The sequence below is a fragment of the Rhodococcus sp. 06-1460-1B genome, assembly GCF_002258475.1.
GTDB lineage: Bacteria > Actinomycetota > Actinomycetes > Mycobacteriales > Mycobacteriaceae > Rhodococcoides > Rhodococcoides fascians.
In genome coordinates this window covers 326,406-348,774 of sequence record NZ_NOYS01000043.1, presented here as the reverse complement: position 1 = coordinate 348,774, position 22,369 = coordinate 326,406, and the positions used below count along the sequence as shown (strand labels likewise).

24 protein-coding genes are annotated in these 22,369 nt (G+C 63.9%); 13 read left to right on the top strand and 11 right to left on the bottom strand.

Annotated elements, in window-relative coordinates:
- The 3 genes from CH268_RS26795 to CH268_RS26785 form a co-directional block, all read left to right on the top strand.
- A partial coding sequence (locus CH268_RS26795; RefSeq protein ID WP_141215192.1) for an acetyl-CoA carboxylase biotin carboxyl carrier protein subunit occupies positions 1-223 on the top strand: 223 nt, incomplete at its 5' end.
- A gap of 83 nt (positions 224-306) precedes the next feature.
- Positions 307-723, top strand: coding sequence for a DUF1707 SHOCT-like domain-containing protein (locus CH268_RS26790; protein WP_032383941.1), 417 nt, complete (start codon positions 307-309; stop codon positions 721-723).
- Entirely contained in the window at positions 720-1,406 is a 687-nt protein-coding gene (locus tag CH268_RS26785) for a haloacid dehalogenase type II (protein WP_094666341.1), read from the top strand. Before CH268_RS26790 ends, CH268_RS26785 begins: the two co-directional genes overlap by 4 nt.
- Before the next feature lie 10 nt (positions 1,407-1,416).
- On the opposite strand, the gene CH268_RS26780 is transcribed toward CH268_RS26785, so the two are convergent.
- Genes CH268_RS26780 through CH268_RS26770 form a run of 3 tightly spaced genes read right to left on the bottom strand, consistent with a single transcriptional unit; the run spans position 1,417 to position 3,498 of the window.
- A complete protein-coding gene (locus CH268_RS26780; RefSeq protein WP_369597525.1) occupies positions 1,417-1,986 on the bottom strand; it encodes an AAA family ATPase in 570 nt (189 codons plus the stop codon).
- Between the two features lie 15 nt (positions 1,987-2,001).
- Positions 2,002-2,829 carry a hypothetical protein gene (locus tag CH268_RS26775; protein ID WP_094666340.1) on the bottom strand — a complete coding sequence of 276 codons (828 nt, stop codon included), beginning with the start codon at positions 2,827-2,829 and terminating at the stop codon, positions 2,002-2,004.
- A gap of 27 nt (positions 2,830-2,856) precedes the next feature.
- Positions 2,857-3,498 carry a class I SAM-dependent DNA methyltransferase gene (locus CH268_RS26770; protein WP_255182513.1) on the bottom strand — a complete coding sequence of 214 codons (642 nt, stop codon included), beginning with the start codon at positions 3,496-3,498 and terminating at the stop codon, positions 2,857-2,859.
- 225 nt (positions 3,499-3,723) lie between these two features.
- Between CH268_RS26770 and CH268_RS26765 the strand changes: the two genes are divergently transcribed.
- Positions 3,724-4,227: an alpha/beta fold hydrolase gene (locus CH268_RS26765; protein WP_094650032.1), complete on the top strand. Its 504-nt coding sequence runs from the start codon at positions 3,724-3,726 to the stop codon at positions 4,225-4,227.
- Here CH268_RS26765 and CH268_RS26760 read toward each other — a convergent pair whose 3' ends face one another.
- A complete protein-coding gene (locus CH268_RS26760) occupies positions 4,228-4,761 on the bottom strand; it encodes a nucleotidyltransferase family protein (protein WP_094666339.1) in 534 nt (177 codons plus the stop codon).
- A gap of 177 nt (positions 4,762-4,938) precedes the next feature.
- Here CH268_RS26760 and uraD (CH268_RS26755) point away from each other — a divergent pair, with 177 nt between their 5' ends.
- Genes uraD (CH268_RS26755) through pucL form a run of 4 tightly spaced genes read left to right on the top strand, consistent with a single transcriptional unit; the run spans position 4,939 to position 8,602 of the window.
- Positions 4,939-6,843 carry a 2-oxo-4-hydroxy-4-carboxy-5-ureidoimidazoline decarboxylase gene (gene uraD, locus CH268_RS26755; RefSeq protein ID WP_094666338.1) on the top strand — a complete coding sequence of 635 codons (1,905 nt, stop codon included), beginning with the start codon at positions 4,939-4,941 and terminating at the stop codon, positions 6,841-6,843.
- Positions 6,844-6,853: 10 nt separating this feature from the next.
- Positions 6,854-7,357 carry a 2-oxo-4-hydroxy-4-carboxy-5-ureidoimidazoline decarboxylase gene (uraD, locus tag CH268_RS26750; protein WP_032387057.1) on the top strand — a complete coding sequence of 168 codons (504 nt, stop codon included), beginning with the start codon at positions 6,854-6,856 and terminating at the stop codon, positions 7,355-7,357.
- Positions 7,354-7,680, top strand: coding sequence for a hydroxyisourate hydrolase (gene uraH, locus CH268_RS26745; RefSeq protein ID WP_032372721.1), 327 nt, complete (start codon positions 7,354-7,356; stop codon positions 7,678-7,680). The genes uraD (CH268_RS26750) and uraH overlap by 4 nt, the downstream gene beginning before the upstream one ends.
- 1 nt (position 7,681) lies before the next feature.
- Positions 7,682-8,602, top strand: a complete 921-nt coding sequence (pucL, locus tag CH268_RS26740) for a factor-independent urate hydroxylase (RefSeq protein ID WP_027496459.1) — start codon at positions 7,682-7,684, stop codon at positions 8,600-8,602.
- 10 nt (positions 8,603-8,612) lie between these two features.
- Here the strand turns inward: pucL and CH268_RS26735 are convergent, their stop codons facing one another.
- Both CH268_RS26735 and CH268_RS26730 read right to left on the bottom strand, forming a co-directional pair.
- Complete coding sequence (locus CH268_RS26735) at positions 8,613-9,248, bottom strand: DUF2461 domain-containing protein (RefSeq protein ID WP_094666337.1); 636 nt, start codon at positions 9,246-9,248, stop codon at positions 8,613-8,615.
- Positions 9,249-9,255: 7 nt separating this feature from the next.
- Complete coding sequence (locus CH268_RS26730) at positions 9,256-10,824, bottom strand: PucR family transcriptional regulator (protein WP_094666336.1); 1,569 nt, start codon at positions 10,822-10,824, stop codon at positions 9,256-9,258.
- A gap of 179 nt (positions 10,825-11,003) precedes the next feature.
- Here CH268_RS26730 and CH268_RS26725 point away from each other — a divergent pair, with 179 nt between their 5' ends.
- Both CH268_RS26725 and CH268_RS26720 read left to right on the top strand, forming a co-directional pair.
- Positions 11,004-11,816 (top strand): FAD binding domain-containing protein, encoded by an 813-nt coding sequence (locus CH268_RS26725; protein ID WP_032401223.1) that lies wholly within the window; start codon positions 11,004-11,006, stop codon positions 11,814-11,816.
- Positions 11,813-14,527, top strand: a complete 2,715-nt coding sequence (locus CH268_RS26720; RefSeq protein ID WP_094666335.1) for a molybdopterin-dependent oxidoreductase — start codon at positions 11,813-11,815, stop codon at positions 14,525-14,527. Before CH268_RS26725 ends, CH268_RS26720 begins: the two co-directional genes overlap by 4 nt.
- On the opposite strand, the gene CH268_RS26715 is transcribed toward CH268_RS26720, so the two are convergent.
- The 3 genes from CH268_RS26715 to CH268_RS26705 form a co-directional block, all read right to left on the bottom strand.
- Entirely contained in the window at positions 14,499-14,936 is a 438-nt protein-coding gene (locus CH268_RS26715) for an Lrp/AsnC family transcriptional regulator (RefSeq protein ID WP_027496454.1), read from the bottom strand. The genes CH268_RS26720 and CH268_RS26715 overlap by 29 nt on opposite strands.
- A 63-nt stretch (positions 14,937-14,999) precedes the next feature.
- Positions 15,000-15,710 (bottom strand): CPBP family intramembrane glutamic endopeptidase, encoded by a 711-nt coding sequence (locus tag CH268_RS26710; RefSeq protein ID WP_032383950.1) that lies wholly within the window; start codon positions 15,708-15,710, stop codon positions 15,000-15,002.
- Positions 15,710-16,894 carry an NAD(P)H-binding protein gene (locus tag CH268_RS26705; protein ID WP_027496452.1) on the bottom strand — a complete coding sequence of 395 codons (1,185 nt, stop codon included), beginning with the start codon at positions 16,892-16,894 and terminating at the stop codon, positions 15,710-15,712. Before CH268_RS26705 ends, CH268_RS26710 begins: the two co-directional genes overlap by 1 nt.
- Positions 16,895-16,948: 54 nt before the next feature.
- On the opposite strand from CH268_RS26705, the gene CH268_RS26700 reads away from it, so the two are divergent.
- Entirely contained in the window at positions 16,949-17,554 is a 606-nt protein-coding gene (locus tag CH268_RS26700) for a hypothetical protein (protein WP_032383951.1), read from the top strand.
- A 3-nt stretch (positions 17,555-17,557) separates the two neighbouring features.
- Here CH268_RS26700 and CH268_RS26695 read toward each other — a convergent pair whose 3' ends face one another.
- Positions 17,558-18,676 (bottom strand): acyl-CoA dehydrogenase family protein, encoded by a 1,119-nt coding sequence (locus CH268_RS26695; protein ID WP_027496450.1) that lies wholly within the window; start codon positions 18,674-18,676, stop codon positions 17,558-17,560.
- 377 nt (positions 18,677-19,053) lie between these two features.
- Here CH268_RS26695 and CH268_RS26690 point away from each other — a divergent pair, with 377 nt between their 5' ends.
- Complete coding sequence (locus CH268_RS26690; protein WP_027496449.1) at positions 19,054-20,283, top strand: aminotransferase class I/II-fold pyridoxal phosphate-dependent enzyme; 1,230 nt, start codon at positions 19,054-19,056, stop codon at positions 20,281-20,283.
- Positions 20,280-21,845: an NAD-dependent epimerase/dehydratase family protein gene (locus CH268_RS26685; RefSeq protein ID WP_094666334.1), complete on the top strand. Its 1,566-nt coding sequence runs from the start codon at positions 20,280-20,282 to the stop codon at positions 21,843-21,845. The genes CH268_RS26690 and CH268_RS26685 overlap by 4 nt, the downstream gene beginning before the upstream one ends.
- On the opposite strand, the gene CH268_RS26680 is transcribed toward CH268_RS26685, so the two are convergent.
- Positions 21,829-22,356 (bottom strand): J-domain-containing protein, encoded by a 528-nt coding sequence (locus tag CH268_RS26680; protein ID WP_094642961.1) that lies wholly within the window; start codon positions 22,354-22,356, stop codon positions 21,829-21,831. The genes CH268_RS26685 and CH268_RS26680 overlap by 17 nt on opposite strands.
- Positions 22,357-22,369: the final 13 nt, after the last annotated feature.

The following is a 22,369-nucleotide window of genomic DNA, read 5'->3' as shown; positions in this document are numbered from 1 at the left end:
CGCAGCCTCCGGTGACTCGGTCACCGCACCGATGCAGGGCACCGTGGTCAAAGTCGCCGTCGACGAAGGCCAGGAAGTCGCCGCCGGGGACCTCGTCGCTGTCCTGGAAGCGATGAAAATGGAAAACCCCGTCACCGCCCACAAAGCAGGCACCATCACCGGCCTGAGCGTCACCGCAGGCGACGCCATCACACAAGGCACCGTCCTCGCAGAAATCAAGTGACACCGCCGTTCGATGCCGAACGGATCGACCCCCGGGCGACTTTCGGCATCGAACGGCGGCGCGGATAGCGCTACCCTGTAGCAATGTCCGAGCTTCCGGAAATACGTATCGGTACCGCTGATCGGGAGAAGGCCCTCGATGTCCTGGGTCAGCACTTCAGCGAGGGCCGCCTGACGGTTCCCGAGTTCGACGAGCGCAGTGCCACAATCGCTTCCGCGACGACGCGTGGACAGCTCGAATCGGTATTCGTCGACCTCCCCACCGCGTCCGGTTCTGCGTCGGTCGCTCGATCCGACGCCGACGCACCGGCCGTGAAGGACCGCGGAATCGATTGGGCTGCAGTGGTGATGCCGATCGTCATCTTCGGATCACTTGCTCTGTTCTTTCTCACCGATTTCGACCAGAAGTGGCTTTTCTTCCTTCTCATTCCGCTGGCCGGAGCCATCCTGTCTGCGGTAGGACATCCGGCCGACAAGAAGAAAAAGAAGAAGAAGCGTTGAAAGCGCTGTTGTTCGACGTCTTCGGCACCGTCGTCGATTGGCGCACGAGCATCGCCCGCGAGGTCACCGACATCTGCGGGCCGGGAGTCGACAGCTATCGGTTTGCCGATCGGTGGCGGAGCCTCTATCAACCGGCCATGGAACAGGTGCGGTCCGGTGAACGGCCCTTCACTCGGTTGGACGTACTGCACCTCGAGTCCCTGCGAACGGTGCTCTCCGAATTCGAGATCGACCTCGATACGGACGCCACGGCCGACCTCAATCTCGCGTGGCATCGACTGGAGCCGTGGCCCGATTCCGTTCCCGGGCTCACGCGGCTGCGCACGGAGTTCGTCGTAGCACCGCTCTCGAACGGCAACATCTCTCTGCTGCTGGACATGGCCAAGAATGCCGGCCTTCCCTGGGACGCCATCCTCGGCGCAGAACCGGTGCAGGCGTACAAGCCCATGCCCGACGCCTACCTGCGTACCGCGGACATCCTCGGGCTCCGTCCCGACGAGTGCATGATGGTTGCCGCCCACAACAGCGACCTCGCCGCCGCAGCCGAGTGCGGCTTCGCCACCGCATTCGTCGCCCGCCCGCTGGAACACGGCCCGACGCAGACGTCCGACCTTGCTCCCGAAGCCGAGTGGACCTACAGCGCAGACTCGATCGAGTCCCTTGCCGGCCGACTCAACTGCTGACAGACGCAGTTCAGAATCTCGCCGCCGGAACCAGTCGATCGGCCAGCCACCTGTTCACTTCTGCGTGCGATCGGAATCGCACGATCGTCAGGTCCGGTCGGCGCATGTTCAGTCGCCGTACTCGCTCGGCAGTCAGACGATGTGTGTTCCAGGCCCACCGGACGACGTGCTCGCGATCGAAAAATATACGATGCAGCGGTGGCTCGAAGTTGCCGTTCCACAGCACTGTTCGACCCAGCCGTCGACGCACCGTTCGAATCACGATCTGCCGCATCACCGTTCGACGAGGCAGATCGAGCCACAACATCAGATCCGCGCGATCGACGAGACCATCGCGCACCACGCTGTACTGCCACTCGGTGACCCAGGCCGGGCGGGCGATGGACTCCTTCACGTCCTGCTCGAACGTGGCACGGGGCGTCCAGTCAGGCCCGTGATAGAGGCTGTCGATCTCGATGTGTTCGATTCCCAGAATCGATCCGAGACGAGCCGACAACGTGGTCTTACCGGAACCTGATGTTCCTGCCACCACGATTCGCGAGGGGCGACGCGATACCGCGTCGTTCGGTCCGAGAATCACGACTTTTTTCGCCCGCTACGGTTGGGCATAGAGCGCTACGATCGCGTCCGCCATGTTCTTCACGAAGTGTCGACGCGCCGTTTCGGGCAGCCGGTCGAGTGAAAGGTACGGGTTCAGGTCTTCGAGCTCGACCAACAGCAGCGTTCCGTCGACGGTGCGGCATGCGTCCACCCGCGTGATTCCGTGGTCGATGTCGTTCCAGTCGACGAAACGTTGCGCGAACTCTTCGTCCTGAGCAGTACTCGAGTACGGCTCCAACTCCCAACGTCGGCCGGGGTCCGGAGCGTACAGGGCGTATTGCACTGTGCGGCCGATGAAGTAGAACGACACTTCGTAGACAAAATCGATCCGCGGCTGAATCAATGTGCCCGGCTCGACTTCCGACAGTTCGGCGCGTCCGATCTGTCGCATGCCGATCGAGTCGGCACCCCATTTCGGTTTCACCACATAGGTATTCACCTCGGGTAAGCGGGAGACGCCCCGCGGATCGTCGACGGTAGGTATGACCGGAAAACCATCTGCGAAAAGATCGACCAGGTACTGCTTGCCTCTCTGGTCGCCTTTGCCGGTCAGTTGGGTGAAAACCTTCGTGCCGTTCTCGCGCGCATGGCGAGCAAACGCGTCGAACGCTTCCTGGTATCCCAGCACAGGCCCGGAGTTTCGGACAACGACAGCATCGAAGCCGTCCATCAGTGCCAGCGCATCGAGCGGGTGACACAGCGCGATATCGACCCACTCACGAAGCTGCGAAGACAAGAAGATGTCTTCGTCGCAGTAACGTCGGCCCCTCGACAGATACGCCAAGTCGGTCACGAACAGAACGCGTGGACGGGGTGCGCACATCGGGCAGATCCTACCGGTCTCGAGATGTCACGATGTTCGCTTGCGCGCCATCAGAAATGCTTGCGGCGTCGATTCGTATCCCATCGGAGCTCGATGCACGCGGACGTCCACCTCGAAGTCGGCGTCGACCACCATCTGTGCAATGGCGTCGGGGTCCAGTCGATAGGCGTCGTACGAGACCGAGTGTCCGTACACCTGTTCCAGTCGCACCCGCTCGTCCCCGGATTGAAATGCCAACAGCAGCAGTCCATCCGGACGCAGCACCCGATGCAGTTCGGCGAACACCTGCGGCAGCTGGGCCGGCGGGGTGTGGATGATCGAATACCAGCCGACGATTCCCGAGACGGTGCAGTCGCCCATGTCGAGCGACTGCATCGCGCCGACGACGAAACGCACGTCCGGAAATTCACGACGCGCAACGTCGATCATGCTGGGCGACAGATCGATTCCGGTCATGGCCAGACCCAGGCGTCGTAGATGGCCCGCGATGCGCCCCGATCCGCATCCGACGTCGACTACGACCCCAGCGTCGACACGCTCGGCGAATGTGGCCAGCAGCGCCTGTTCCAGATGCTTGCCGTCCAGCTCGTCGCGAACCAGGTCCGCGTAGCTTTCTGCGACGGTGTCGTATGCCGCCCTCGTCATCGAAACGTGCTGCTGTTCGGCCACAAACGTCACGGTACAGACTCGCCCGGTTCGGCCAGGTACGAGCGCGTCAGCATCTCGAAGAAGTGGCCGGTGGCGTCGCGAAAGTACACCCGCGACCACCGTCTCCAGGAATGCCGGTCTACCCTCGTGCGCGTTTTGCGCCCCTCCAGGTACGTAAAACGCGCACGAGGGAACCCGTTCGATGGTCTCCTTCTACGACAGCGTTGTCGAGGAGAGGATCCCAGCATGGTCGGCCGACTTCTGTTCGTTCATGGTGCCGGCGGCTACGTCGACGACACCGAGCTGGCGCAGGGGTTGGCTGAGGCGCTGCGCCTGGACCTCGTCATGCCGGAACTGTCCGACAGCGATATGGGTTACGAGGCCTGGGCTGTGCCGGTTCGGAAGCTGCTCGACGACGCAGGACCTGCGGACCGCGTTGTCGCGCATTCTTTCGGAGCCACGATCGTGGTTCGGGTCCTGGCCGAAGCGATGCGCGCCCATCCGGAGCGAGCCACGCTGCTGGCCATGCCGGACTGGAGTCCGCAGGGCTGGGACGTGGCGCAGTACGCGCTCACCGGCGAACCGCGGACCGACCTGACGTTGCTGCACTGCCGAGACGACGAGGTCGTCCCTGTGTCGCATCTGGCAATGAACTCGAAGGCTCTGCCGTCGGCGACAGTGATCGAATTGCCGACCGGTGGTCACCAGTTCGTCGGCGTGACCGAGACGATCGTTGCCGACATTCGGTAGCTATCGGTAGTCGTGGTCGATTCCCGTTGCCCACTGCGAACATTCGACGGCGATCACGTCGTCCCTTCCCCGCAGGAAGTCCCGCGCCCCGGAGTCTCCCGACGCCGATGCCGCAGCTGCCTCGAGGTGTCGACGCGCCAGAACGACCGGATGACCTGGGCGGCCGTCGAACACTGCCCTGGCCAGACCCGTACGCGGTGCGGCGTCGAGAACGGCGTGGACGACCTCCGGTCCGACGTCGGGTGTGTCGACCACGTGAACCACCACGTACGCCGCGTCCGATGCGGCCGCCAAGCCGGCGGTGAAAGATGCGCTCATTCCCTGCTCCCAGTGAGGAGCGTGTACTGCGGTGGCACCATCGGGCACAGTGACGTCGGCCGCGCCCAGTACAACGATCACCTGGTCACAACCACCATCGGTCAGTGCCTGCACAGCCGTGCGAAGCCACAACCCGTCGTGAGCGAGCACTTTGGGCGATCCGTATCGCGTTCCGGCACCTGCAGCCAGGACCACTCCCACGACAGCGTCGGACATCGTCACTCCTTCAGTCGTTCTGCCGAGTCTTGGATGATCGCACAACACGCGCCTCGAGCGCGGCGGAAACTTTGTGCTCGCTCGACTGGCGGCAGCGGTCGCAATGACCGATTCTTGGTGCACTTCTCCTGCAGCGTCGCAGGAATCCACCCTGTTGCGTCCGCGAGGTGCCCACCGATGTCCGTCAAGCCCATCACACGCAAGCGCGTCCATCCCGTCGACGAAGTGCTTCCTGTTCCCAAATTGGCCGCGTACGGGTTTCAACACGTGGTCGCGTTCTACGCCGGTGCCGTTCTCGTACCGATCATCATCGGCAGTGCAATCGGGCTGACCAACGAACAGCTGATCCATCTCATCAACGCGGACCTGTTCACCTGCGGTATCGCGTCGATCATTCAGTCGGTCGGGTTCTGGAAGATCGGTGTCAGGCTCCCACTTCTGCAGGGCGTCACGTTTGCCGGTGTGTCGCCGGTGATCGCGATCGCACTGGCCAACGGCGGCGGCACCGAGGGGTTGCTGTACGTCTACGGTGCCGTCATCGTCGCCGGTCTGGTCACGTTCTTCATGGCACCGTACTTCAGTAGGCTGCTGCGCTTCTTCCCACCGGTGGTGACCGGAACCGTCATCACGATCATCGGTGTCGCGTTGCTGCCGGTAGCGGTCAACGATGCGGTGACCAATCCTGCGACACACGAACAGGACCCGACCAACGGTCGATGGATGGCGTACGCGATCGGCACGCTGCTGATCATCGTGCTGATCCAACGGTTCTTCAAGGGCTTCATGGCCACCATCGCCGTCTTGCTCGGTCTGGTCATCGGCAGTGCCGTCGCATTCGTGTTGGGGGACATGAACTTCGACGGCACCGCGGAAGCATCGTGGGTCGGATTCACCCAGCCCTTCCTGTTCGGTGTGCCCAAATTCAGTGTCGTCGCCATCATTTCGATGATCGTCGTCATGCTCATCATCGCGGTCGAAACCACCGGCAGTGTCTATGCGACGGGTGAGATCGTCGGCAAGCGCATCAAGAAGGACGACATCGCTGCCACGCTGCGGGCCGATGGAGTCGCCACCGTCATCGGCGGCACGTTCAACTCGTTCCCGTACACGGCATTCTCGGAGAACGTCGGCCTGGTCCGACTGACCGGTGTGCGTAGTCGGTGGGTGGTCGCCAGCGCGGGCGGCATCATGATTCTGCTCGGTCTGCTGCCGAAGACGGCGGCCGTCGTCGCCTCCATCCCGCCACCGGTACTGGGCGGTGCCGCACTGGCCCTGTTCGCGACGGTCGCCGTCGTCGGAATCCAGACTCTGTCGAAGGTGGACTTCACCGACCATCGCAAGTTGATCATCGTCGCCACCAGTCTCGGACTGGCGATGCTCGTCACCATCCAACCCACCGTTTCGCAGGGCGTACCGGATTGGCTCGAGATGCTGTTCGGCAGCGGAATCGTCCTGGGCGCCGTCTCTGCCATCGTCCTCAACGTCCTGTTCTTCCACATCGGAAATCGTGGTCAGGCCGTGGCCGGCGGTCCGGGTGCAGGTATCACCCTCGACCGGGTCAACGAGATGTCGGCCGAGGAGTTCGCCGCCACGTTCGGCGGTCTGGTGCAGGGCACCCCGTGGGTAGTCGAGCGTGCGTATCAGCAGCGCCCGTTCGCCGACGCCCACGGTCTGCGTGAGGCATTCCAGGAAGCCTTGTTGGCCGGAACCACCGAGGAACAGATCGAGCTGATCAACAGCTACCCCGACCTCGGCAGCGAGGATGCGACGGGCACCCTCAACGCTGCCGATCACGTCGGGTTGTCCAACCTCGAGGAGGACGAACACGAGAACATCGTTCAGCTCGCCGCCGAGTATCGGCGACACTTCGGATTCCCGTTGGTGATCTGCGCCCGAGAGACCGAACGCTACGATCGGGTTCTGGCCAACGGATGGTCGCGGGTGGAGAATGCGCCGTCGGCGGAGCGATCCTTCGCGATGATCGAAATCGCCAAGATCGCGAACTATCGGTTCGACGATCTGGTTGCGGACGCCAACCCCATCGCGGCCGCGCGGTTCGGCCGGATCAACGACTTCAGATAGCGAGCGAGATGTGCTGCACGAATGGATAGGACTCGACGGGTTCAACAAGCTCTCCGATCGACAGGCGATGCATGCACTGTTCGAGTGCTGCGCGTCCTCGATCTGGGCCCGTCGAGTCGCCCAGGGTAGACCGTTCGCCAGCCGAGACTCTTTGTTGGACAGAGCAGATCGGGTACTTGCCGAGCTGCCGGAGGCCGAGATAGATCATGCACTCGACGGCCATCCCCGGATCGGGGGCACTGCGGACAACCCGTCGTCGAAGCGTGAGCAGGCCGCAGTAACCACTGCGGGCACCGAAGTACGCGAGAAGCTGGCGGCGGGAAACCGCGCGTACGAAGACAAGTTCGGGCACGTGTATCTGGTGTGCGCGACCGGCAGGTCGGCCGAGGAGTTGCTCGCTATCCTCGAGGAGAGGCTCGACAACGATGCCGAAACCGAAAGACGGGTGCTCCGCGTGGAACTGGCCAAGATCAACCGAATTCGCCTCGGCCGCGTGCTGGGACCGAAGCAGTGACCGGGCTGTCCACGCACGTGCTCGACGCCACGGCCGGTACACCGGCGGTCGGCATGCGCGTGCGGCTGTTCCATTCCGAACAGGGCGAGATATCGACGGCCACCACCGACGGAGACGGCCGCATCGGTGAGGTGATTCCCGGACCTGTCGAACCGGGCGTGTACCGGCTCTCGTTCGACACGGAATCGTATTTCGAGGCGACCTCGACCCCGAGCTTCTACCCCGAGGTGTCCGTCTCCTTCACCGTCATCGACCCCGACGCCCACTATCACGTGCCGTTGTTGTTGTCCCCCTTCGCATATTCGACCTATCGCGGGAGCTGACATGACCGACCTGACCGGAAAGATCGTTCTGGGAGCCAATCAGTACGGCAAAGCCGAGAACCGGGTGGTGCGGATCTATCGAGACTCTCCGCGGCACGAGATTCACGACATCAACGTATCGAGTGCGCTGCGTGGCGATTTCTCTGCCGCACACCTGGCCGGCGATCAGTCCGCCGTTCTGCCCACCGACACCCAGAAGCAGACCGCGTACGCGTATGCCAAGACCAAGGGTCTGCTTCACCTGGAGAGCTATGGGCTCGACCTCGCCCGTCACTATGTCGACGACGTCGAGCCCGTCGACGGTGCCCGTATCGAACTCGAGGAGTACGCCTGGGCGCGTGCGGTCGTCGACGGCGTCGAGCACGACCACACGTGGACCCGCAAGGGCGAGGAAATTCGCACCTCGGCCGTCACGGTCGAGGGTAAGGGCGAGGCGCAGCGAACCTGGGTCGTCAGCGGTTTCAAGGAGATGGTGATTCTCAAGTCGACGGGTTCGGAGTTCCACGGCTTCCTCGAGGACGATCTGACGATTCTCGAGCCCACGACCGACCGAGTGATGGCGACGTCGTTGACAGCGCAGTGGCGCTACACCACAACCGATGTCGAGTGGGATGCGGTGTACGCGGGCGTCAAGGCCGCGATGATCGAGCGATTCGCCAACCTGCAGTCACTGGCTCTTCAGCAGACCCTGTACGCCATGGGCGAGGCGGTACTGGAGAAGTATCCGTTCATTGCCGAGATCTCGATGTCGGCCCCCAACAAGCATCACTTCGTCTACGACTTGGGCAAGTTCGGCATCGAGAACAACCTGGAGGTGTTCAACGCCGACGATCGGCCCTACGGTCTGATTCAGGCAACGGTCGAACGAGAGGACGCTCCTGACGCCGGAAGTGCTTGGCGCACATACTCCGTCGTCGGGTAACACATTGCGCTCACGTGTGCAGTGCCGCGGACCATTCCACCAGTGGGCTCAGAGCACGCCAGGCGTCGCGTACTTTCGTTGCTGCCTTGGGGCTTTCGAGCCACGCGGGTGAGCCGAAATGTTTGCCGGCAGTCAACGTCTTGTGCCGCAGCAGATCGATGCGCGGATGGTCGATCTCGTAACCCCGCGGCTTGGTCTTGAGCACGTCACCACCGATCTCGAACCCGGATTTCGTCAGCGTGGCCAGTAGCGCCTCGAGTTCGGCTCCGCGTACGTCGTCGTCGACGGTCTTGCGGAAACGCGCGATCGAGTCCGGGGAGCTGTTGTAGAAGCCGCCTGCGACGAACAATCCGGCGGGATCGATCTGGACGTAGTAGCCGAGGCTGTCGCGCCGTGCGACGAACCCGCCCTGGTGACTCTTGTACGGGGTCTTGTCTTTCGAGAATCGAACGTCCCGGTACGGCCGAAACAGTTTGGCGCTACCGAATTCGGGTTCCAGGTACGCCAGCAACGCGGTCATCGGTGCCTTGACGGCACTGTCGTAGACGTCCTTGTGTTCGTTCCACCAGAGTTTGCTGTTGTCGGCTTCGAGGTCTTCGTAGAAGTCCAGGGCGGTGAAGGGGATTCCGGTGAAGCCTGCAGTCATTTCCCCATTATGCAGCGCCGTGGGCCGACGCCCGAGGCATGGATTGCAGGGCGAGGTAGACATCCAGTCTGTCCGCAGTGGAGCCGAGATCTCGCCCGAGCAGTTCCTCCACGCGTTTGATGCGATATCGGACGGTGTTGAGATGGACGTGCATCGACTCTGCGGTTCGATGCCAGGACCCCCCGTTGGCCAGAAACTCCCGCAGCGTGTCGGTCAGGTCGGCGTCGGTGCGTCGGTCGTGCTCGAGCAGCGGCGCGAGGACATGCTCGACGAACGATTTTCGTACGTCGTCGGGAAGCGCCGACATCATCGATACTGCCGAGGTCGGCTTGGTGCCTGCGGTGACCGTCACCGCCGCGGATCCCTGCCTGCTGAGTTCGAGAGCGTGACGAGCCGACCTCAGTGCGCCGTCGATGGTCAGCCCGGTGGCCACGGCGCTCACGCCCACATGTATTCGGCTGGGTCCGATCCCGGAGCGCAACCGGGACAGCCGAATGCGGATGGTCTGCGCGAACAGTGTGTCGTCGGTATTGACGACAGCGACGATGTCGCCGTGCGCGCTGCATCCGACACACCCACCGCCGAACGAGGTCAGGGTGTCACCGACGACGGATCGGAGCATCTCTCGCAGGTCGACGCGACCGCTGTGGGCAACTCTGACGACGACGAGTGGCCTGTCGGGGTCGACTCCTGCCTGGCGCAGCCTCGTCAGTGCCTCGAATCCGGTGCTGTCGTGTTCGATCAACGCCACCGCTTGGTCTGCGATCTCACGCCGTACCAGCCGTCCTTCTTCACGCCGGGCACGGTCGAGCGCGGCGATGGCTGCGAGTTGCCCGAACGCCTCGGAGACGTCGGGAGAGAACGAATCCATGTCTCCGGCCACAGCCAGGAACCATCGCGTGGTGCGCTGTACGAGCGATGGCCCGACGCCGAAGACACTGTAGGTCGAGCCATCAGCGAGAACGGTTGTCGTAGGAAGTGTTTCGGACGAGAGTGCCGCGTGCGTCAAGGTGTCGACATCTGCGTCGGACAAAGCAGATGCCTCGGTGACCAACCGACGCCCGGTGGCGGTGTAGATCAGACACGCCATTCCCGTTTCTCTGGAGATGTGCAGTGCCAGTTCGTCGAGGGCTCTGCCGTCGGCGACCGCGGTGAGCAACTGGCGTTGGCGCACGAGCGAATTGTTCAGCGAGGCAATTCGATCACCGGTGACCCGGCCGACGAGAAATTCGGTGACCTCACCGAACGACACGGTGTCGGGAACAGCGAGGAGCGGCAGACCGTGTCGCTCGCATGCGTCGACGAAATCGAGCGGAATGTGTCCGAGCAACCCCTCCCCCGCGGCCAATGCCGTCGCAGCGGATTCGGCCACCGATCGAACGAACACTTCGCTGTCGTCGGGCGTGCGCCGCCATACGAGTCCGGTGATGACCAACTCGCCGCCCGCGATGTATCGGGACGGGTCGGGTAGGTCGGTGGTGAACGTCCACCGCAGGGTACGTCCGAGGGCGTCGCGATCGGAGGTGAGCAATCGGATGCCCAGGTGCGAGGCATCGAGTAGGTCTCCGACGTACATCGCTGAACCTCCCGCCTCGTGTGTTCGGCCGTGCCGGAGGCAAAGATAAGCGCGGGTTGTTTCCGCCGAGTTTCGGGCGTATCGCGTGAGCACCGAGATCGGTAACAGAAAGTCACTACAGTTCGAGAAGGCGCACCGGGCGGTGAATCCGGGCCGGCGAGAATGAGGTGAACGAAGCCATGGATCTCGGCACTGTCGATCGTGTTCTGCTTCCCCGCTCGCGTGCGGATCTGCCGCCGGGCAGCGCGGACGCCGCGGTAGTTGCGGGCGGCACGTGGCTGTTCTCGGAGAAACAGGACCACCTGACCACCCTGATCGACATCACGGCCCTGGGATGGGAGCCGTTGATCGTCGACGAGAACGGACTCGGGATCGCAGCGACGTGCACGATCGAGACTCTGGCTCGATTCGAGTCCGCCTTCCCCGCAACCACCTTGTTCCCTCGGTGTGCAGCCGCCCTGCTGGCCTCGTTCAAGATCTGGAAGACGGCCACAGTCGGCGGAAACGTAGCGCTCGCCCTGCCTGCCGGAGCCATGATCTCGTTGACTGCCGCCCTGGACGGCGTCGCAGAGGTGTGGTCGGCACACGGCCCCGAGCACGACTACCGTCTGCCTATCGACCAGCTGGTCGTCGGCCCCCAGACCACGGTGCTCCGACCCGGGGATGTGCTGCGCAGCATCGACGTTCCGCGGCACGCCCTCGAGTCGAGAACGGCGATGCGCACGCTGTCGCTCTCACCTCTCGGCCGATCGGCGGCGGTGGTGATAGGACGCGTCGACCCCGACGGCACATTCGTGTTGACCGTTACCGCGTCGACCGTTCGTCCGTTCGTACTTCGGTTTTCGGCCGTACCGACGGCGCACGAGCTCGACGACGCCCTTGCCGACACTATCGGTCCGCAGCACTGGTACGACGACCCCCATGGTGCGCCGGATTGGCGTCGACACATCAGTTGCGCTGCGGCGCAGTCCATTCGCGAGGAGCTGTCATGATCGTCGACATCAACGGCGTACCGACCGAGGTCGCCGCGCGACCGGGTCAATGTCTGCGCACATTGCTCCGCGAACACGACCGTTTCGAGGTCAAGAAGGGCTGCGACGCCGGTGACTGCGGCGCATGCACGGTCCTCGTCGACGGAGAACCGGTGCACTCGTGCATATTTCCCGCCTACCGCGCGGCCGACAGGTCCGTCACCACCGTGGCCGGGCTCGGCACCCCGCAGGATCTGCACCCGATGCAGCGCCGGTTCGTCGAGGCCGCCGGATTCCAATGCGGGTTCTGTACGGCCGGGATGGTCGTGACCGCGTCGACCCTGACCACGGAAGACAGGGACGAGCTGCCGGCAAAATTGAAGGGAAACCTGTGTCGCTGCACCGGGTATCGCGCCATTTCCGATGCCGTGTGCGGGGTGGTCAACACCGAGAAGGTGGCAGACGGTCCGGCATGCGGGCGTTCGCTCGAAGCCCCCGCGAGCACACGGGTAGTCACCGGAACCGAGCCGTACACGCTCGATCACTCCCCGCCCGGGCTGCTGCACGCCAGCGTTCTCGGCAGTCCGCATGCCCACGCGCGGATCGTCTCCATCGATACCACGGCCGCGGAGCAGGTTCCGGGCGTGCAGCTGGTGCTCACCTCGAAAGACAGCCCGGCGGTGGCATTTTCCACGGCCAGACACGACAGCCGCGTCGACGACCCCGACGACACCCGGGTACTCGACACCGTCGTCCGGTTCATCGGCCAACGCGTGGCGATCGTGGTCGCAGAGTCGATCGCCGCCGCGCAGGAGGGCTGCCGCGCCCTGATCGTCGAGTACGAGGTGCTACCCGCCGTGTTCGACCCCGAGTCGGCACTCGCCCCGGACGCACCGAAGATCCACGGCGACAAGGACACATCGGCTCGGATCGCCGACCCGTCCCGAAACCTGGTGGCCGAACTGCACGGCAGCACCGGTGACGTCGACGCTGCAGTACGTGATGCAGCAGCGGTGGTCACCGGGCGATGGACGACTCAGCGAATTCAGCACGTGCACTTGGAAACTCACGGCACCATCGGTTGGCTGGACGCCGACGGCCGGCTTCATCTGCGCACCAGCACCCAGGTTCCCTACCTGGTGCGCGACGAAATATGCGAAATCTTCGGCCTCCCCCGGGATCGTGTCCGCGTGTTCACCGCACGGGTGGGTGGCGGCTTCGGCGGCAAACAGGAACTACTGACCGAGGACGTCGTCGCGCTGGCCGTTCTGCGGACCGGTCGGCCGGTGCAGTTCGAGTTCACCCGCACGGACGAGTTTACGGTCGCACCGTGCCGACACCCGTTTCGCGTCGACGTCTCCGCCGCCGCGAGCGCCGACGGCGTGTTGACCGCCCTGTCGATCGACGTGCTGACCGATGCCGGGGCGTACGGCAATCACAGTGCCGGAGTGATGTTTCACGGGTGCGGCGAATCGGTGGCGATCTACCGGTGCGCCAACAAAAAGGTCGACGCGAAGACCGTGTACACCAACAACATTCCATCGGGTGCCTTCCGCGGCTACGGACTGGGACAGGTCATGTTCGCGATCGAATCGGCCCTCGACGATCTCGCCCGAGAGCTCGATAGAGACCCGTTCGAGTTCCGCCGCCGCAACGTCATCGTTCCCGGCGACGAGATCGTCGCCGCGCACCTCGAAGGCGACGACCTGCAATTCGGCAGCTACGGTCTCGATCAGTGCATCGACCTCGCCGAGAGGGCCATCAGGCAAGGCAACGGCGAGCCTGCGCCGCCCGGCTGGAAGATCGGTGAAGGAATGGCGGTGGCCATGATCGCCACCATTCCGCCCCGCGGCCACCGCGCCGAGGCCACCGCGTCGCTGCTGCCCGAAGGTGGCTACGAGATACGCGTCGGAACAGCGGAGTTCGGAAACGGGACCACCACCGTCCACACCCAGATCGCGGCCAGCGAGCTGTGCACGTCGGTCGACCGTATCCGCGTCGTGCAGTCCGATACCGAGTCGGTCACCTACGACACCGGTGCGTTCGGCTCGGCGGGAACCGTGGTGGCAGGCAAGGCGCTCTACGCCGCTGTGCGCGAGTTGTCGGCCCGCATCGTCGAGGTCGCCGCCACCGCGTCCGGGCGCCGCCCTTCGGACTGCACGTTGGGGCCCGAGGGGGTGAGGTGCGGAGATCGCTTCGTCCCGTTGGACGACGTACTGGCATCGGCGGGCGGCACGTTGACGGCGAACGGCAACAGCGGCGGACTCCCGCGATCACTGGCGTTCAACGTGCAGGCATTTCGGGTGGCGGTCGACGAAGCCACCGGTGCGGTCGAGATCCTTCAGTCGGTGCAGAGCGCCGACGCAGGCACCGTGATGAACCCGCAGCAGTGCCGGGGTCAGGTCGAAGGCGGTGTCGCGCAGGCCATCGGCAGCGCACTGTACGAGGAGATGCGCACCGACGGTGCGGGGCGAATCACCACCGACTCCATTCGTAGCTACCACGTCCCCCAGTTCGCGGACATTCCACGAACCCAGGTGCTGTTCGCGGACACCTACGACCGATTGGGCCCGTTCGGCGCGAAGTCGATGAGCGAGTCACCGTACAACCCCGTCGCCCCCGCACTGGCCAACGCGATCCGTGACGCGGTGGGAGTGCGCTTGCACCACTTGCCCATGTCCTCGGACCGCGTCTGGCGAGCGGTCAACGATCGTAGAACGTCTGCAGAATGATCGTGCTGCGCGTCTGCACGTGCGCCGTGGCGCGAATTTCCTGAAGTAGATGTTCGAGCGCACGCGGCGACTCGACGCGCACCATCAGGACGTAGCTCTCCTCGCCGGCAACCGAGTGACACGACTCGATGGCGGTCAGATGCTTCAATCGCGCAGGGGCGTCGTCCGGCCGAGCCGGATCGATCGGAGTGATCGCGACGAACGCCGACAACGGACGCCCCAGAGCTTCGGGATCGACCTGCGCCGTGTAACCGCGAATGACCCGTCGCGACTCCAGGCGTCGAACTCGCGACTGAACAGCCGACACGGACAGAGACGCCTTCTCGGCCAACGTTGCCAACGTCGCGCGGCCGTCCGAGATCAATTCGTCGACGATCAGGCGGTCGACGCGATCGAGGTTTTCACTCACGTGCGCAATCTAGCTCAGATCCCCGCCGATGCCCCTCTGCCCGCACGAGACATGACCCTCTGCTCACACGAACAGCGGGGGCAGGGCCAGAACCATGACCGCCGACCAGCTGACATGCGTCAGGATCGGCGCCAGAATTCCGCCCGATGCCCGACGTTGCAGCCCCATCACGTAACCGAGCAGCACGGCGGCGAAGCCGAGCATCGGGTTGCCGGACGCGAGGGTGGCGATGGTGTAGACGACCGTCGAGATGATCACCGGATGTTTGACCCCGATGGCGGAGTACAAGGCTCCTCGGAAGAAGATCTCCTCGGCGACACCGTTGAGCAACGCGATGAACACGATCAGTACCAGCGACCCCACTCGGGCGTGTGCGAGCACGTTCTCGGTGAAATCGGCGAGCGGCGGAATCTGACGGACGACGAGGCCGCCGAGCATGAACACGCCACCGACGGCGAGACCGATGAGGATGGGGGTCACGATCGGCCGCCGGATGGACCCGCCCACCTTGATCCGTCCGAGGTGCAGCGGCCCCGACAGACATCCACCAATGATCCACACTGCGGCCAACACGAGCGTCAATGCGTAGAACGACGGGTCACCCGGTTCCACCTTGAGCGAGAAATACAGCACCGTCGCCCCGATCACCAGTGTGATCAGCACGATGATGCGCCGTTTCCTGAACGCCGCGTCGGACTCCCGGTGGTCGCGCTCGACAGGATCGACCAGAGCGGACTTCATCACGTTCAGCGCGGTCGTCGACCACGTTGCCATCATGCCTCCTCGGTATCGGTCAGTCGGCGCACGACCGACTTCGCGCGTCGGTTCACACTCGCAGCCACATCGAGGTTGGTACGCACTGCTGCTGCCACGGGCTTCGATGCCAGCAGTCGACGGCCGCCCAGAGCCTCGACCAGACCCCAGGTGCGGTCCGAGGACGCGGCCACGCCGTGCCGCCGGACGCCGAGCGCATCTCCGCCGCTCCATGCTGCGTCGGTGTTCGCCAGTCGCAGCGGGTCCTTCAGTGCACAGACCCCGGGCGGCTCGCCCACGGTTCCTCGCACGCTACGGGCCATGGCGTCTGCGATGGTGGTCAGACCACGGGGCGGATCGGGGACGAGATCCCGAATCCGGCTCTCAGACGTGGTCATCGTGTTGTGCAGTGAACCGACCAGATCCTCGGCGAGCCCGGCGGGCACAGGAATGATCTTTCCGATCACCTTGCCGGCGAGTGACGTCGGAACGAGCGGTACCGGTATCCCGATGCGCTGCAGCCCGGCGGCTTCGACGTAGGCGAACACCAGGTCGCGGTACGGGACCACGTCCGGGCCGCCGATGTCGTAGGAACCTGCTGGGACGGTGTCGGTATCGGCCGACGCCACCAGGTAGTGCAGTACGTCGTCGACTGCTATCGGTTGAACGGGCTCGGCGAGCCAGCTCGGCAACGGCAGCACCGGCAGGCGGTCCGCCAGATAGCGGAGCATCTCGTACGACGTGGAGCCGGCACCCATGACGATCGCCGCTCGCAACCACACCAGATCGATACCGTCCACCGTCAGCGCCTCACCGACGTCGGCGCGACTGGCCAGGTGCTCCGACAGGTGGGCGTCGTCGGGGACGAAGCCGCCCAGGTACACGATGCGACGCACTCCCGCTCGTGCGGCGGCCGCGGCGAACTGCTCGGCGGACGTCCGGTCCTGGGCACGGTAGTCGGCTTCGCCGATCGCATGGACGAGGTAGTAGGCGACATCGATGTCGCCCGACTCGGCGAAGGCCGCGGCACAGGATTGTTCGTCCGTGACGTCGAGCGACACCGCGGTCACGGAATCGTAGAAGTCGAAAGTGCGCAGGTTCTTCGGAGTCCGAGACCCGACGACGACGTCCGTGTCGTCTGCCAACAGGGCCGCCACCAGCCGAGACCCGATGTACCCGCTGGCACCGGTCACGAGGACTCTCATGCGTCGAGGCTAACGGCAGTCGGGGCGTTGCGTCGGTATGGCATTGTCGCTCCTATGGCTCTCGTGTTGGCAGGTGTGGTCCTCCCCGACCCTCTCGGTACCGAAACGGTGCTTCGGCGAGGAGCCGCAGTGGCGCGGGCCGGTGTGAGCTGGATGTTCACCACGGCCGATTTCGCGCTTACCCTGCCCGGCAGAATCGAAGCACTGCTGAGCCGTATAGAGACATTGATGACACGAATCGACCATGTCATCGATTCGGCCGATGCCGTGGTTGCTCATGTACAACGGACGACCGGTGCCGCGGACACCGTGGTCGCGTCGGCATCGGCCGCCTCGCATACGGCGTTGGAGCTCATCGAGATGTTCGATCCCATCGCCAAGAAGTCCGAGCCGATGGCGCGACGCTTCGTCGACAACCTGTCCGACGCCGAGGTCGACGCAGCGATCGCCATGGTCGATCAGCTTCCCGGACTCCTCGACCACATGGAAGCTCTACTCCCCATCCTCGCGACCCTCGATACGGTCTCCCCCGAGATCCACGAGCTTCTCGGAGTGACGAAGGACGTCAGGCGCGCCGTCATCGGCATCCCCGGATTCAAGTTCTTCCGCAACCGGGGCGAGGACAAGTTGAACGACGAGATGGAAGACGAACAGCGGTAGTCGCTATTTGACGAACGCGAAATCTTCACCTGCGTGGAAACGGGCCAGGGTCTCCGAAATGGACCGCCGTGATGGAGGATGAAATGCGAACGCGTGCAATGCTGCTGCGACGTAGGCGATTTCGGGTGACTTGATGAAGCCGATCCCGCCCAGCGATTCGATGGCAGCCGAACTGCTGCGCACCAGTGCGTCACGAATCGCGATGCGGTTGAACAGCAACTTCACCGAGATGTCCTGTCCGCGTTCACCTTCGTCGAAGGCACGGGCCACGTTCTCGATTGCCGCCATGGACACCTCGAGTTCGGCCGCCGCTCGAACGTAGCCTTCGTAGTCACCCTTGTCCTGCTCGATCATCCGCTCGAGCAGAGAGGTCGCTGCGCCGATGTAGTTGGCGGAGATCAGCATCCCGAACCAGAGGTAGCCGGTCATCTCGTGCACGCCATCGGGATCGTCGTCCTTGTTGGGTAGGACGAGGCTTGCCGGTACTTCGACGTCTTCGAGCAACACTTCCTCGCTCTGCGCGCCGGCCAGAATGTCAGTGGTCCAGAACGGCTTCACACTCATACCCGGAAGGCCGGCCGGAATCAGCGCGACGGCGCGGTCACCGGAGTCGATCTCGACGCTGCAGGTCAGCAAGTCCATCGAACGTGCCAGACTGCACGGCTTCTTGCTTCCGTTGACGATGTAGTTGTCGCCCTTCTTCACGGCGGTCATCGTCGGAATGAACACACTCCCGCCGGTGACGCCCTCGGAGAACCCGGAAGCGACGATCGCCTTCTGATCGACCAATCCCTTGATCAATGCTCGGTCGTCGTCGGTGGCACCACGAGCGAATTCGGTCAGGGACGCGAGTGAGAGATGGTGCATCGTGGTTCCCGCGCCCAGAGAGGGTGAGCGAGACCCGATGGCCCTTTGCGCCCGAACCGCGTCGATGGCCGGAGCACCGAGACCACCCAATTCGCCCGGGACCACCAAGCCGGTACCGCCGAATTCCCGAAACTTGTCGATCGCGTCCGAATCGCGCGACTCCAGTCGGTCCAGTGGGGTTGTGTCCAGATACTGCAGCAAACCCGGCATGTACTTCTCGAGCGTTTCTCTTTCGCGCACCATTAATCCAGTCACTGTTCATCTCCTTTTGTCACTAATCGATTGTGTGTCACTGATTGATTGCGGCGTCGTCCAATTTGTACCATCAGTCGACCTGGAAAAATCAGTCGAATATCAACATGGACAGCGGTAAAGCAGGTGAATTCGCGCTGGACCCCGACAATACCCCGCCACCTGCGGCGATAAACTAAAGGTCTCGTAAAGTTTGCCCATCGAAAGAAACCGAAGTTATTTTTCGGGGCGCATTTACCAACCGATTTCCGTCGCAAGAGCATCTTTTGAAACGCTGAATATTCTTCCGCCGAATACCAATCGCCCGCGCCGCCCGCTCCGAATGAACTCATGAATTCGCGACAATCCACAATCGACTCTGTGAGGAGTTCTGGTACACGATGGTTGTCAACAGATTGATGAAACGACTCGGCGGAGACGAGCGCGTGGATTTGCTGCGCGCTGTTCGAGACGCCGATGTGGTCCCGTACTTCCGCAAGATGGAATCGGCCGTTGCCCCGGTCGTTCGCGTCGAGGGCCGGGACAAGATCATGCTCGGATCCAACAATTACCTCGGCATTGCCGATCATCCCAAGGTTGTCGAGGGTGCCCAGCACGCGCTCGACACATTCGGCAGCGCAGTCACCGGAAGTCGTTTGCTCAACGGCACTCTGGACCTCCACCTCGAACTCGAGCACGAGATCGCCCAGTGGCACGGAACGGACGACGCACTCGTCTTCACCACGGGCTACCAGACGAACCTCGGAACGATCAGTGCGATCGTCGGCCCCGGTGACACGGTGATCGTCGATTCGGCGGCCCACGCATCGATCCGCGACGGCAGCACTCTCTCGGGCGCGTCGGTGGTCAAGTTCAAGCACAACGACATGGCCGATCTCGAAGCCAAACTCCAGCAACCCGTCGTCGACGACGGAGCCGTGCTGGTGATCGTCGACGGTCTGTACTCCATGGAGGGCGACCTGGCACCGCTCGACGTCGTCTCCGAGCTGTGTATCCGCTATCACGCAGCGCTGATGGTCGACGAAGCCCACAGCCTCGGTGTCTACGGGCCCGAACTCACCGGAGCGGCAGAGCTGTTCGGCATCACCAAGGACGTCGACGTCACGATGGCGTCACTGTCGAAGAGCCCCAGTTCCACCGGCGGGTTCGTGACCGGCTCGAGCGACTTGATCGACACCCTCCGGGTCAAGGCCCGCGCCTTCCTGTTCACGACCTCCGGTGTGCCTGCTGCGGTGGGTGCCGCATTGGCTTCCGTCCGCCTGATCCGAAGCGACGAGGGCAAGGATCGGGCTCGGCGCGTACTCGACAACGCCGAGATCCTGCGCGGCGGACTGCAATCGGCCGGCCTCGACGTGGCAGGCCGCTCGTCCACACCCCACGGCGATACGGCCGCCCCCATCGTCTCACTCCACATCGGCGACGACCTCGTGGCCATGAGTCTGTGGAAGAACCTCTACGACCGCGGCATCTTCACCAGCGCCGCGTTGCATCCCGCCGTGCCGAAATCCGGTGCCATACTTCGCCTGTGCGTGATGGCAACGCACACCGAAGAACACCTGTCGACCGCCACGGAGCAGATCATCGAGGCCGTAGCGGAGCTGCCCTCATGAGTGAGCGCCACCGCGGCGTGCGTATCGCGGTCACCGGAGCTACCAGTGACTTCGCGGCCGCGATTCTCCCGAGGCTGTTCGAGGATCCCGAGGTGGACGCGGTCGTCGGGATAGCCCGTCGCCCAGCCCGAATCACGCACCCGAAGTTCACCGCGATCCGCTCGGACATTCGCTCTCCCGACCTCGAGGAGACGTTCGCCGAGTGCGACGTCGTGCTGCACTTGGCGTTCGTGGTCGAGGAGCTCAAAGACAAGACCGAGACCCACGACATCAACCTGCGCGGGTCACGCAACGTCATCGATTCGGCATATCGAGCAGGCGTGGGGAGAGTGGTGATCGCGTCCAGCATCAACGCGTACGGTGCCGACATAGCTCCGGAGCCGCTCACCGAGAACAGTTATCCCGCAGGCGATCCCAATCGCTACTACTTCTACGACAAGGCCGAGGTAGAACACTATGCGGAGTGGTGGCTGCGTAGGCACCCCGGTGAGATGGCCATCTCCATGTTGCGGTGCACGTACATCGTCGGACCCGACTTCGCCAACGACGGGATCGACCAGTTCACCGGGCCGATCGGCGCGTTCCCGGAAGCGGATCGGGCCTCGTACCAATTCTTGTTCCAGGACGATATGGCCGACGCCTTTCACCGCGCGGCCAAGACCGACCTCGTCGGTCCGTACAACCTGGGTCCGGTGGACTGGGTCGGCGTGCGCGAACTCGCTGCGATGCAGGGCCAGTTGATGTTCGACGTTCCACAGAAAGCGGCGACGCGTATCGCGAACATTGCCTTCGCCCTGGGCCTCACGCCGTTCTCCGGGCAGTGGGTCACGCCCGGAGAGCCCATCGTCGATTCGACCGCGCTCGGTGCCGCCACCGGCTGGGCACCCACCCTCACCTCCCACGAGGCTGCCGCCGTGATGATTCTGCTGCAGGGCAAGTCGCTGCTGAGGAGTCAGGACGCCCTCGAACGCGACCTCGCCTGCGAGGCAGCGTTGCGGCCGGCCTCCGACGCGGTCGCGCTCGCCCGCGCAGACGTCGCCGGCCTCGATGTCGTGCACCGGCAGCTCGACATCGCCGGCGGGCGAGTACACATCGAAGTACACCGATCGGCGACGGCCACCGACCAGTCGGTGGTGCTGGTTGCCGATACCGGTCTGCATGCCCGCTACCTGACACCCGTGGCCGCCGAGATCGCACGGGCAGGCGTCGACGTGGTGGTACTGGATCTCCCCGGCCACGGCCTGAGCACCGGGCTGCGCGGTCGATCATCGGCCACCCAGACCGTGGACGCTGTCGACGCCGCACTGCGCTTCGCTCGCACGCACCTCGACACCGCCCCCATTGCGCTGCGCAGCGGAGTCCGGCACGCGACCGACACCCTGGTCGGCGGCGTGCGTCGGCGCGCAACCGGGTGGACGACACTCGAGGAACCGAAGTGCCCCGACGGGCTGTTGCCTTCTCGAGTTCGCGTGGACGGCACAGCTGCGCTTCCGTTCGTGTCCACTGCGGCGGACGCTCTGGCCTACTGCGCCAGGACGATCGGACTCAGCGCCACCAGCTGAGCCTGCTGCGAACGCGCGCGAACCACGATGCACCGTCGTGGTCCGCCGCCGAGGGCCGGCCCGACGTCACAGCCGACTCCGCGTCGTGCTGTCTTTCCAGGCGGTCGACCTCGGCTCGATTGGTACGCCACCGGGACACCCACGTCTCGACATCCACGGGGCCGAGCGGCACGATCGGCGGGGTAGGAAAGCGAATCCAGTCGACGATGCGAGCGTTGAGCTCGTCCAACACGTCTCGTACGGACTCCTCGCGCCGGAGACCGATCAACGTCGAGGGCAGCCGCTCGATCTCTTTGCGCAACGCCAACGCCGTGGGCAAGAGCGCATCGACCGGCAGGTTCTCTCGCCTCAGATAGCCGCGAACCCACCACAGTTCGTCGTCGGAATCGCCCATCGGGATGGGTTTACCGGTGCCGTCGAGTCCTTCGAATGCGCCGGCGTCCTGCGCCTCGCGGATCTGTTTGTCGACCCAGGACTCGAACGTGACTCCTGGCTTCTTGCGTTCGGTCACTCTATCGACTGTA